An 11,437-nucleotide genomic window follows, 5' to 3' on the forward strand; every position below is an offset into this window, starting at 1 on the left:
GAAAAGCGCGTAATAGATGGTTGTCTCGCAGGGGCGTCTGTATTTCAACGCACGAGTGTCCTGTGTCGCACATCATATTCCACGATGTGAAAGATTGGGTTTCGCCCCGCCAATCCACTGTGTTTATTCTCAATGAAGTGTATTGTTATGCACATGGTTTACAGTGTCGCAGTTGCAGGAGCGAGCGGTTACGCAGGCGGAGAGATCCTGCGCATCCTTGCCGATCACCCGGAAATCGAGATTGGGGCGGTCACGGCGCATTCAAATGCGGGAACCCCACTCGGTCAGCATCAACCGCATATCCGCGGATTGGCCGACCGTATCTTGAAACACACCACTGTAGAGAATCTATCAGGGCACGACATCGTTGTTCTAGCGTTGCCGCACGGTGCCAGTGGTGAAATAGCAGCGCAACTTCCTGCCGAGACCCTGGTCGTGGACTTGGGCGCGGATCACCGCCTCGAGAGCGCGGCTGACTGGGAGGAGTACTACGGTAGCGCTCACGCCGGTACCTGGACCTACGGGATGCCGGAGCTGATCATCGGCGTGGGTGACCGGCAGCGTTCACAACTCACACAAGCGCGGCGGATCGCAGTTCCCGGATGCAACGTGACGGCAGTCACGCTCGGCGTGCAGCCTGGTATTGCGACAGGTCTGGTGTCGGCCACCGATATCGTTTCGGTCTTGGCCGTGGGGTATTCGGGGGCAGGCAAGGCGTTGAAGCCGCACCTACTCGCCTCGGAGGCCTTGGGCAATGCGGTCCCATATGCGGTGGGCGGAACGCATCGTCATATCCCGGAGATCGGCCAGAACCTGAAGAAGGCGGGTGCCCAGCACTTCTCAATCTCGTTTACGCCCGTTCTCGTGCCGATGTCGCGTGGCATCTTGGCCACGACAACCGCTCAGCTTGCCCCCGGAGTTGCTGAGCCGACTGATGAGCAACTGCATGCGATCTGGAGTGCGGCATACGCTGACGAACCGTTCATGCAGGTGCTGCCACAGGGTGTGTGGCCGACAACGGCACCGACTGTTGGTGCGAATACTGCGCACATTCAGGTTGGCTGGGACAAGAAGGCCAAGCGTGTGGTGACCGTATGCGCAATCGATAACCTGGTCAAGGGAACTGCGGGCGCTGCGGTGCAGTCGATGAACGTGGCTCTTGGCCTACCAGAAGATCTTGGTTTGACGATTCAGGGAGTAGCGCCATGACCGTGACCACGCCACAGGGTTTCAGGGCGGCCGGTATCGCCGCAGGAGTCAAGGCATCGGGAAACAAGGATGTCGCCGTTGTCATCAATGATGGACCGTTGGATGTTGCCGCAGCGGTTCTCACCTCGAATCGGGTCCATGCCGCACCCGTCGCCTGGACCCGTCAAGCCGTGGCGGACGGACGAGCACGCGCGATCGTGCTCAACTCTGGTGGCGCGAATGCCTGCACCGGCCCAGACGGCTTCGCTGACACGCACCGCACTGCGGAGTATCTTGCTCAGAGACTCGACATCTCTGCGCAGGACGCGCTCGTGTGTTCCACAGGGTTGATCGGGGTGCGTTTGCCGATGGATAACCTGTTCTCCGGAATCGACACGGCGCTCGCCGGGCTGTCAGTGGATGGCGGCTCGGATGCCGCTGACGCGATCATGACCACGGACACGGTCTCCAAGACCGCTGTTTTCGCAGGTGCTGGCTGGTCCATTGGAGGCATGGCCAAGGGCGCGGGCATGTTGGCTCCCGGATTGGCGACGATGCTGTGCGTGATCACGTCGGATGCGGTGGTGTCTGCGGCTGTGGCCGATGCGGCTCTGCGCGCCGCCGCACGGGTCACGTTTGATCGGGTGGATTCGGATGGATGCATGTCCACGAATGACACCGTTGCGCTACTCGTTTCCGGCGCCTCACACAAGGAGGTGAGTGCGGAAGAGTTCACGAGCGCGCTCACCCAGGTGTGTGCGGACCTCTCTCGCCAACTGGTCGCGGACGCTGAGGGCGCTTCTCACGATATCGCGGTGAAGGTGGTCAACGCATCGAGTGAGGATGCAGCGGTTGCCGTTGCCCGTGCGGTGACGCGTTCGAACCTGTTCAAGGCCGCGATGTTCGGTAACGACCCAAACTGGGGTCGCGTTCTGTCGGCGGTGGGTACGGTGCCGGAGGACGTTGCTCCGTTCAACGCGAATCTGCTTGACGTCTCGATCAACGGCGTTCAGATCTGCCGCGCGGGAGGAGTGGGGGAAGACCGAGAACTCGTGGACCTCGCCTCCAACCGCGAGGTGCACGTGGAGATCGACCTGCACGCAGGAGATGCCACAGCGACAGTCTGGACCAATGACCTCACCCACGACTACGTTCACGAGAACAGCGCATACTCATCATGATCATCGAAGACAACGGAATCGATCCGTCCGCAGACCTCACCCCGATCCAAAAAGCTGAGGTTCTGCTTGAGGCCCTCCCATGGCTGCAACAGTTCAAGGGCGCCCTCGTAGTGATCAAATATGGTGGCAACGCCATGATCGACGAGGAACTCAAAGCAGCGTTTGCCCAGGACATGGTGTTCCTTAAGCACATGGGCCTGCAGCCCGTCATCGTTCACGGCGGCGGCCCTCAGATCTCCGAGATGCTCGGCCGGCTGGGAATCGAGAGTGAGTTCCGCGGTGGGTTCCGCGTGACCACGCCCGAGGCGATGGACGTTGTGCGTATGGTCCTCACGGGAAAGGTCTCGCGTGAACTGGTGGGACTGCTCAACGCGCACGGACGCTACGCAGTGGGACTGTCTGGTGAGGATGGTGGACTGTTCCAAGCACGCCGCCGCACCGCAACGGTCAACGGGGAGTCCGTGGACGTGGGACTCGTCGGTGACGTGGTCAAGGTAAACCCACAGGCAGTTTCCGACCTTCTCGCAGCGGGACGCATCCCGGTCGTGTCAACCGTCGCCCCAGACATTGACGATCCGACAACGGTCTTGAACATCAACGCGGATACGGCAGCCTCGGCGCTCGCGGTAGCGCTCGGTGCCCGCAAGTTGATTGTGCTCACCGATGTCGAGGGACTGTACACGAACTGGCCCGACAAGGGCTCGCTGGTCAGCCAGATTGCTGCAAGCGAACTCGCGCAACTCCTACCGACCCTTGAAAGTGGAATGGTCCCCAAGATGGAGGCCTGCCTCCGCGCTGTTGAGGGCGGTATCAGCGAGGCCCACGTCATTGACGGACGAATCGCACACTCAATCCTTATGGAGGTCTTCACCTCAAAGGGTATCGGCACGATGGTGATCCCCGACGGGAGCATGAAATGACCCAGCAAACCTCACAAGACAGCGCACTGACCCCCCAGCCCCACAGTGCACGCGGCAGCGCAGCATCGAAACCGGCCGCAACCGGAATCCTCGACACCCCGCACACCAACGCGGAGTGGACCGCGCAGTATGGCGCAGCGATCATGGACACCTTCGGTCTACCGCAGCGTGTGCTCGTGCGCGGTGAAGGACCGTACGTGTGGGATGCCGATGGCAAGCGATACCTCGATCTGCTTGCCGGAATCGCGGTGAACGCGCTCGGACACGCACACCCCACCCTGACCGCAGCGATCTCCGCGCAATTGGGCACGCTGGGCCATGTATCAAACTTCTTCGGCACACCCACCCAGATATCCCTCGCACACGCACTGCTCAACATCACTGGCGCGCCAACCGGGTCAAAGGTGTTCTTCACCAACTCGGGTGCAGAGGCCAACGAAGCCCTGTTCAAGATGGCCCGCAAAACTGGACGCAAGCGGATCCTCGCACTTGAAGGCTCATTCCACGGCCGGACCATGGGAGCCCTCGCACTCACCTCGAAGCAGGCCTATCGGGAGCCGTTTGAACCGCTTCCAGGAGGCGTGGAGTTCCTGCCCTTCGGCGATGTCCATGCACTCGAAGAAGCATTCGCGACATCAGGTGACGACGTGGCAATGCTCATCGTCGAACCCCTGCAGGGCGAGGCTGGAGTGCGCCCACTACCAGCCGGATACCTCACCAAAGCCCGCGAACTGACTACCCAACACGGTGCACTCCTCGCAATCGATGAGGTGCAAACCGGGATCGGGCGCACCGGAACATGGTTTGGATATCAACACCACCATATCGGTGGTGGCATCCAACCAGACGCCATCAGCCTTGCCAAAGGACTCGGCGGAGGATTCCCCATCGGAGCCGTGGTCGCCTACGGCGAGCACGCAGCAACCCTGCTCACCCGTGGACAACACGGAACCACCTTCGGCGGAAACCCGGTCGCAGCCGCAGCGGCACTCGCCACTCTCGGCGTGCTCGAACGCGATCACGTCTTGGACAACGTCACGCAACTCGGCACACACATCCGAGGCCAACTCGTCGCCAAGCAACACCCACTCATCAAAGACGTGCGCGGTGAAGGACTGCTCATCGCACTCCAACTGACCGGGGACTTCTCGGCCAAGATCGCTGCACGCGCCCTAGACGCGGGCTTCATCGTGAACGCGGTCAACCCAAGCGCAATCAGGCTCGCGCCACCACTGAACCTGTCCCCGGCACAAATCCAACCCTTCCTTGATTTCATCGACCATCTGCCACAGTTCGAGGCCGAGCTGGAAACGGAGCAACCATGACCCGCCACTTCCTCCGCGACGACGACCTGACACCCACCGAACAACGCGAAGTGCTCGAACTCGGGCTCGCCCTCGCGCAAGACCGTTACCTCAAACGCACCTTCGAGGGACCGCGAGCCGTCGCCATCATCTTTGACAAGCCATCGACACGCACCCGCGTCTCCTTCTCCACGGGAGTCGCCGAGATGGGCGGCTACCCACTCGTGATCGACGCCGCAGGCTCGCAACTCGGCCGGGGCGAGCCCATAGCCGACACCGCACGAGTCCTCACCCGCCAAGCCTCAACCATCGTGTGGCGCACCTTCGGCCAGGAAAACGTCGAGGAAATGGCGGCACATTCGACCGTCCCCGTCATCAACTCCCTGACCGACCAGTTCCACCCCTGCCAGATCCTCGCGGACCTGCTCACAGTGGCACAGCACAGGGGAGGAGTCGACGCACTCAAGGGTCAAATCCTGACCTACGTCGGAGACTGCGCCAACAACATGGCCCACTCCTACCTGCTCGGGGGAGCCACAGCAGGCATGCACGTACGCGTTGGCGGACCCGCAGGCTACCTACCAGACCCACAGATCGTTGCCGACGCCGAGAAAATCGCGGCGCAAACCGGCGGCTCAATTCTGGTCACCACCGACCCGGCGCAGGCGCTCGCAGGCGCGAATGTGATCGCCACGGACACCTGGGTGTCGATGGGTGATGAAGACTCCGCTGATGAGCGTTCCCTGCCGTTTGTGCCGTTTCAGGTCAACGGGGAAGCCATGAAGATCGCGGCACCAGACGTGCTCTTCCTGCACTGCCTGCCCGCATACCGCGGCAAGGAAGTCACCGCCGAGGTCATTGACGGACCACAGTCCGTTGTCTGGGATGAGGCGGAAAACCGTCTCCACGCACAAAAAGCACTCATGGCCTGGCTGGTGGAGAACTCATGAGCCAACTAGGACCAGGTTCCGTCCCCGCGACGAAGGCAGCCCGCCACGCCCGAATCGTACACATCCTGGGTGACCAGTCGATCCACTCCCAGGCTGAGCTTGCCAAGGCACTCGCCGAGGACGGTCTCTATGTCACGCAGGCCACGCTGTCGCGCGACCTGATCGAACTGCGTGCGGAGAAGATTCGCGACGAGTCGGGTGGTCTGGTCTACTCGGTTGCGCAGGAGGGAACAGATCCCGCGCGCGTCGCGCGCGAAACGGCAGCCTCCCTTGCTCGATTGGCGCGGCTGTGTGCCGAAATGCTGATCTCGGCTGAGAGTTCAGGAAGTTTTGTCGTGCTGCGGACACCGCCGGGTGCCGCTCAGTATTTTGCGTCGGTGATCGACACCACCGGAATCCGGGGCGTGATGGGCACGATCGCCGGTGACGACACCGTGCTCGTGATCGCCCGAGACAGTGTGCCCGGCAAGGATATCGCCGCACGATTCGTTTCGCTGGCGAGTGAGGGACTCGGCGAAACCTCTGCGGGATAACGCCTACGCCTATCCTTTGGACACAGAAGTAACTAGGTTTGTAACAGTTGAGATTATTGCGGCAGACCGACCCCATTGAGAAAGAGATGAAACGATGACTGAACGCGTTGTACTGGCCTATTCAGGTGGCCTCGACACGTCCGTTGCAATCGGCTGGATTGCTGAAGCCACCGGCGCTGAGGTGATCGCTGTCGCGGTTGACGTAGGCCAGGGCGGTGAAGACCTCGAGGTCATCCGCCAGCGCGCACTCGACTGTGGCGCGGTTGAAGCCTATGTTGCTGATGCCCGCGAGGAGTTCGCAACCGAGTACTGCATGCCCGCACTGCGCGCGAACGGCCTATATCTTGACCGTTACCCGCTGGTGTCTGCACTCTCACGTCCGACCATCGTGAAGCACCTCGTGCGTGCCGCACGCCAGTTCGATGCCACCACTGTCGCACACGGCTGCACCGGTAAGGGCAACGACCAGGTGCGGTTCGAGGTCGGCATCACCTCACTTGCACCAGACCTCAAGTGCATCGCGCCGGTTCGCGATCTCGCACTGACTCGTGAGAAGGCAATCGCCTACGCGGAGAAGCACGATCTACCCATTGAGACCACCAAGCACAACCCGTTCTCGATTGACCAAAACGTGTGGGGACGCGCCGTTGAGACCGGATTCCTTGAGGACATCTGGAACGGTCCAACCAAGGACGTGTACAACTACACTGACGACCCAACCTTCCCGCCGGTTGCAGACGAGGTTGTCATCACGTTCGAGCGCGGTGTTCCAGTAGCAATCGATGGTGTGGCTGTCACTCCATTGCAGGCGATTCAGGAGATGAACCGTCGTGCCGGCGCCCAGGGTATCGGACGCATCGACATCGTCGAGGATCGCCTTGTCGGTATCAAGTCCCGTGAAATCTACGAGGCTCCAGGAGCAATTGCACTGATCGCAGCGCACCAGGAACTCGAGAACGTCACCCTTGAACGCGAGCAGGCTCGCTTCAAGCGCCAGGTTGAGCAGCGCTGGACTGAACTCGTGTACGACGGCATGTGGTTCTCGCCGCTCAAGCGCTCGCTCGACTCTTTCATCGACGACACCCAGCGCTACGTCTCCGGTGACATTCGTATGACCCTGCACGGTGGACGCGCAACCGTGACCGGACGTCGTTCGGAGTCCTCGCTCTACGACTTCAACCTCGCCACCTATGACGAGGGGGATTCATTCGACCAGAGCCAGGCACGTGGCTTCATCGAGATCTACGGTTTGCAGGCAAAGCTGTCTGCTGCTCGTGACGTGAAGTTCGGCAACGGTGTTGACCTGTCCGGCTTCACCCTGAACACGGACAAGTGATTCATCATGACTGACCGCGAAGAAAGCACTTCGCAGCCAGTCGGCACGGAGGCGGCTGACGCAGCCGCCTCCGGCGAGCGGGTATCCCTGTGGGGTGGACGCTTCGCCGGTGGACCGGCCGACGCTCTGGCTGCTCTGTCCAAGTCCACCCACTTTGACTGGCGCCTTGCTGGTCAGGACATCGCTGGTTCGAAGGCCCACGCACGTGTCTTGCACGCGGCTGGGCTACTCACCGCCCAAGAACTTGAGGGCATGCACGACGCCCTCGACGACCTGTGGGCAGATGTCCAAAACGGCGTGTTCGTGGCGGCAGATGACGACGAAGACGTACACACCGCACTTGAGCGCGGCCTGATCGAACGGGCCGGCACCGAATTGGGCGGCAAGCTCCGTGCAGGACGTTCCCGTAACGACCAGATCGCCACGCTCGTACGTATGTATCTGCGGGAGCAGGCGAAGGAGGTCAGCAACCTCGTGCTCGATGTTGTGGATGCTCTTATCGCACAGGCGCAAGAACAGCCGAATGCGCCGATGCCAGGACGTACACACCTACAGCACGCTCAACCCGTACTGCTTGCACATCATCTGCTGGCGCACGCATGGCCGATGCTGCGTGACGTTGACCGGTTCATCGACTGGGATCTGCGCGCCGCTAAGTCGCCGTACGGTTCGGGCGCGTTGGCAGGGTCATCCCTCGGTCTTGACCCCGCTGCGGTTGCTACCGACCTCGGGTTTGACGGTCCGGTCGAGAACTCGATTGACGGCACGGCATCGCGCGACGTCGTCGCCGAGTTCGCTTTCGTTGCTTCGATGCTCGCCATCGATCTGTCGCGCCTGTCCGAGGAGATCATCATCTGGAACACGAAGGAATTCGGGTTTGTCACTCTGGATGATGCCTTCTCTACGGGTTCCTCGATCATGCCGCAGAAGAAGAACCCGGATATCGCGGAACTTGCACGAGGCAAGGCTGGTCGTATCATCGGTGACCTCACCGGACTGCTCACCACCCTCAAGGGGCTACCGCTTGCATACAACCGTGACCTCCAAGAGGACAAGGAGCCAGTGTTCGACCAGATCGACACGCTCTCCATTCTCCTACCGGCCTTCGCGGGCATGGTCGCGACCATGAAGTTCGACACCGAGCGCATGGCCGAGTTGGCGCCGCAGGGATTCTCGCTCGCAACAGACATCGCCGAATGGCTGGTTCGCGAGGGCGTTCCATTCCGTATCGCACACGAGGTTGCAGGTTCGTGCGTTCGGGTCTGCGAGGAACGAGGCATTGAACTGTGGGACCTCAGCGATGCAGATCTCGCCGAGATCTCGGAGCACCTCACCCCAGCGGTGCGTTCAGTGCTGTCCGTTGAAGGCTCGCTTGGTTCCCGCAATGCAGTGGGCGGAACCGCCCCGGAGCGTGTCGCCGAGCAACTCGAACAGGCAAAGGAACAGGTTGCAGAGTTCCGGTACTGGGTCAACGGCTAACAAGCTTAAAAATGGGTGAAGGGTGGTTCAGAGCACATGTGCTGAACCACCCTTCACCGTTGTCAACACTTCTGGCTGGCCTTCCACGCCCTCTAATACTAAATGAAGTGGCCTGTCGCCTAGGTGTTGTGGCACCCTGAATGGGTTATGGCTACAGATCCCACAACATTGAGCGAACTCCTTGAGTTCATCCGCAACCGTCCACAACGCGACATCGGCCTGGTGTGCGTGGACGGTCCTGCCGGATCAGGCAAGACCACACTCGCTGCCCAGATTGCCCGCGAACTTCACGCGCAAACCATCCACATGGATGACCTCTACGAAGGCTGGGAAGGCATTGCGCAGGGTGCCCATAACCTCAACAAGTGGATACTCGAACCACTCGCAGCGGGCCGAGACGGTGAATATCAACGATACGACTGGCACCTCGGTGAGTTCGCGGAGCGGCACCGCGTGCCGCGTGCATCGTGGCTGGTAGTTGAAGGCTGTACGAGCGCAACCAGACTCGTCGACAAGCACGATCCCTTCATCATCTGGGTTGAAGCCGATGATGAAACAAGACTTGACCGCGGTCTAGAACGCGATGGCGAGCATCTGCGTGATCACTGGCTCACCTTTATGGACACCGAAGCGCGGATCTATGCCGAGAACGCAACCCGTGACCGGGCGCATATTCACCTCGACGGATTTGGTCAGATTACTGCCCGCAGCATGTGAGATCACAGACAATAAAGTTCAGGTTTCACGGCGAAAACAGGCACACTAGTAGGGGCGCGTTAACGCGCCACGCAATCCCAATCGGGTGTCACCATTTTTACAAGGAGATACGGTGAACAACGTTCTTGACGAACTACAATGGCGCGGGCTGGTTTCCCAGACCACGGACATTGAGGCGCTACGCGAAGCTCTTGAGAACGGGCCGATCACCTACTATTGCGGATTCGACCCAACGGCGCCGTCACTGCACCACGGGCACCTCGTGCAGCTCGTGCTGCTCCGTCACCTGCAACTTGCCGGACACAAGCCCATCGCGCTCGTCGGCGGGGCGACCGGCCTCATCGGTGACCCGCGCATGTCGGGAGAGCGTGTGCTCAACTCCCGTGAGATCGTTGCAACCTGGGTGGACCGTCTAAGGGAGCAGATATCACGGTTCCTCTCGTTTGAAGGCGATAACGCAGCCACCATGGTCAACAACCTGGACTGGCACGGTTCATTGAGCGCGCTCGACTTCCTGCGCGATGTGGGCAAGCACTACCGGCTTGGCACGATGCTTGCAAAAGACACCGTTGCGCGCCGTCTGGCCTCAGACGAGGGCATCTCGTTTACCGAGTTCAGCTACCAGATCCTGCAGGGCATGGACTTCCTCGAACTCAACCGTCGCCACGGCTGCACCCTCCAAACCGGAGGAAACGACCAGTGGGGCAACCTGCTCTCGGGCGTCGACCTTATTCGTAAGGCTGACAAGAAGTCGGTGCATGCTCTGACCACGCCACTCATCACCAAGTCGGACGGCACCAAGTTTGGTAAGTCCGAAGGCGGTGCCGTGTGGCTCGACCCGGAGATGATGTCACCGTACGCGTTCTACCAGTTCTGGCTGAACTCCGCGGACGAGGACGTGATCGGCTGGCTCAAGACCTTCACGTTCCGTACCCAGGAACAGATCGCGGAACTCGAACAGTCACTCGTTGAGAAGCCATTCCTGCGCGAGGCACAGCGCGCGCTCGCAGGTGATGTGACTACTCTCGTTCACGGCGAGAGGGCTACTGAACAGGCAATCGCTGCTTCTGCCGCCTTGTTTGGAAAGGGCGAGTTCTCCGGCCTGGACGTTCAGACTCTGGACGGGGTGACCGCTGAACTGCCAAAAGCACAGGTCGCCGTGGGCGGTTCTATCGCTGATGCACTTGTAGAGTCTGGACTCGAAAAGGGTAAGAGCGCTGCCCGCCGAGCCATTTCCTCGGGTGGCGTGTACGTCAACAACGAGAAGATTGCAGATGAGGACGCTGTTTTCACCGCTGATCAGGTGCTCGCCGATAAGTGGGTCATGATCCGCCGCGGTAAGAAGAACTGGGCTGCCGGTCAGGTTTCTTAATCGGCTCTTAAGCGGTCCTTGCCTGCTTGGTGTTGCGCCTCGCAGGCAGGGACTGCTTTTGTGTAGGTCGCTGATTGGCGACGACTCGGCGGTCTTCGTGTCACTGCGCCTTCCAGCGCTTCTGGTTGGGGTGCTACGGACAGGAACTGTGTCAGGCCTCACCCGTTTGCCGGTAGCGGATGGGTGGGATGAATGTGTAATGTTTATCGAGTCGCCGCGACAGGTACGAAAAGTAAAAGAATTTGAGCCTTTGGTGCGTGGTTAGCGTGCGTATCTCTTCTTAGTCCATTCGGATGTAGCAGCCTCAAATTGTGGTTCAGATCGCAGTGGTGTGGTTTGCTTCGATAAGACGGTATGGAATAGGGTTGAGAGGTTGCCCCGGTTCGGGTTCCTGCTGTTGTGGTGGGGGTTTGGGTTGGTGTGTGGTTGTTGTTTGATATCTCAATAGTGTGTTTGA

The 11,437-nt window shown here is 60.3% G+C and carries 10 protein-coding genes; all 10 read left to right on the plus strand.

The window, feature by feature from the left end:
• The first annotated feature begins 147 nt into the window (after positions 1-147).
• The 10 genes from argC to tyrS all read left to right on the plus strand — a co-directional run bounded on the left by argC (position 148) and on the right by tyrS (position 10,980).
• The gene (argC, locus tag ACFSYH_RS11840; protein ID WP_377467171.1) at positions 148-1,209 is read left to right on the plus strand and encodes an N-acetyl-gamma-glutamyl-phosphate reductase; all 1,062 of its coding nucleotides are present in this window, start codon (positions 148-150) and stop codon (positions 1,207-1,209) included.
• Complete coding sequence (gene argJ, locus ACFSYH_RS11845; RefSeq protein WP_377467172.1) at positions 1,206-2,369, plus strand: bifunctional glutamate N-acetyltransferase/amino-acid acetyltransferase ArgJ; 1,164 nt, start codon at positions 1,206-1,208, stop codon at positions 2,367-2,369. The genes argC and argJ overlap by 4 nt, the downstream gene beginning before the upstream one ends.
• The gene (gene argB / locus ACFSYH_RS11850) at positions 2,366-3,289 is read left to right on the plus strand and encodes an acetylglutamate kinase (protein WP_377467173.1); all 924 of its coding nucleotides are present in this window, start codon (positions 2,366-2,368) and stop codon (positions 3,287-3,289) included. The genes argJ and argB overlap by 4 nt, the downstream gene beginning before the upstream one ends.
• Positions 3,286-4,614, plus strand: a complete 1,329-nt coding sequence (locus ACFSYH_RS11855; RefSeq protein WP_377467174.1) for an acetylornithine transaminase — start codon at positions 3,286-3,288, stop codon at positions 4,612-4,614. Before argB ends, ACFSYH_RS11855 begins: the two co-directional genes overlap by 4 nt.
• Positions 4,611-5,543, plus strand: a complete 933-nt coding sequence (argF, locus tag ACFSYH_RS11860) for an ornithine carbamoyltransferase (protein ID WP_377467175.1) — start codon at positions 4,611-4,613, stop codon at positions 5,541-5,543. Before ACFSYH_RS11855 ends, argF begins: the two co-directional genes overlap by 4 nt.
• A complete protein-coding gene (locus ACFSYH_RS11865) occupies positions 5,540-6,076 on the plus strand; it encodes an arginine repressor (RefSeq protein ID WP_377467176.1) in 537 nt (178 codons plus the stop codon). The genes argF and ACFSYH_RS11865 overlap by 4 nt, the downstream gene beginning before the upstream one ends.
• Before the next feature lie 94 nt (positions 6,077-6,170).
• The gene (locus ACFSYH_RS11870) at positions 6,171-7,412 is read left to right on the plus strand and encodes an argininosuccinate synthase (protein ID WP_377467177.1); all 1,242 of its coding nucleotides are present in this window, start codon (positions 6,171-6,173) and stop codon (positions 7,410-7,412) included.
• A 6-nt stretch (positions 7,413-7,418) separates the two neighbouring features.
• Entirely contained in the window at positions 7,419-8,891 is a 1,473-nt protein-coding gene (argH, locus tag ACFSYH_RS11875) for an argininosuccinate lyase (protein WP_377467178.1), read from the plus strand.
• Positions 8,892-9,038: 147 nt separating this feature from the next.
• A complete protein-coding gene (locus ACFSYH_RS11880) occupies positions 9,039-9,608 on the plus strand; it encodes a uridine kinase family protein (protein ID WP_377467179.1) in 570 nt (189 codons plus the stop codon).
• Positions 9,609-9,720: 112 nt separating this feature from the next.
• Positions 9,721-10,980: a tyrosine--tRNA ligase gene (tyrS, locus tag ACFSYH_RS11885; RefSeq protein WP_377467180.1), complete on the plus strand. Its 1,260-nt coding sequence runs from the start codon at positions 9,721-9,723 to the stop codon at positions 10,978-10,980.
• Positions 10,981-11,437: the final 457 nt, after the last annotated feature.

It is taken from the genome of Populibacterium corticicola (assembly GCF_042683685.1).
Classification (GTDB): domain Bacteria; phylum Actinomycetota; class Actinomycetes; order Actinomycetales; family Cellulomonadaceae; genus Timonella; species Timonella corticicola.

Coding starts and splice junctions, on each gene's coding strand:
- argC (WP_377467171.1), top strand. CDS start 148: ATGCACATGGTTTACAGTGTCGCAGTTGCAGGAGCGAGCGGTTACGCA.
- argJ (WP_377467172.1), top strand. CDS start 1,206: ATGACCGTGACCACGCCACAGGGTTTCAGGGCGGCCGGTATCGCCGCA.
- argB (WP_377467173.1), top strand. CDS start 2,366: ATGATCATCGAAGACAACGGAATCGATCCGTCCGCAGACCTCACCCCG.
- ACFSYH_RS11855 (WP_377467174.1), top strand. CDS start 3,286: ATGACCCAGCAAACCTCACAAGACAGCGCACTGACCCCCCAGCCCCAC.
- argF (WP_377467175.1), top strand. CDS start 4,611: ATGACCCGCCACTTCCTCCGCGACGACGACCTGACACCCACCGAACAA.
- ACFSYH_RS11865 (WP_377467176.1), top strand. CDS start 5,540: ATGAGCCAACTAGGACCAGGTTCCGTCCCCGCGACGAAGGCAGCCCGC.
- ACFSYH_RS11870 (WP_377467177.1), top strand. CDS start 6,171: ATGACTGAACGCGTTGTACTGGCCTATTCAGGTGGCCTCGACACGTCC.
- argH (WP_377467178.1), top strand. CDS start 7,419: ATGACTGACCGCGAAGAAAGCACTTCGCAGCCAGTCGGCACGGAGGCG.
- ACFSYH_RS11880 (WP_377467179.1), top strand. CDS start 9,039: ATGGCTACAGATCCCACAACATTGAGCGAACTCCTTGAGTTCATCCGC.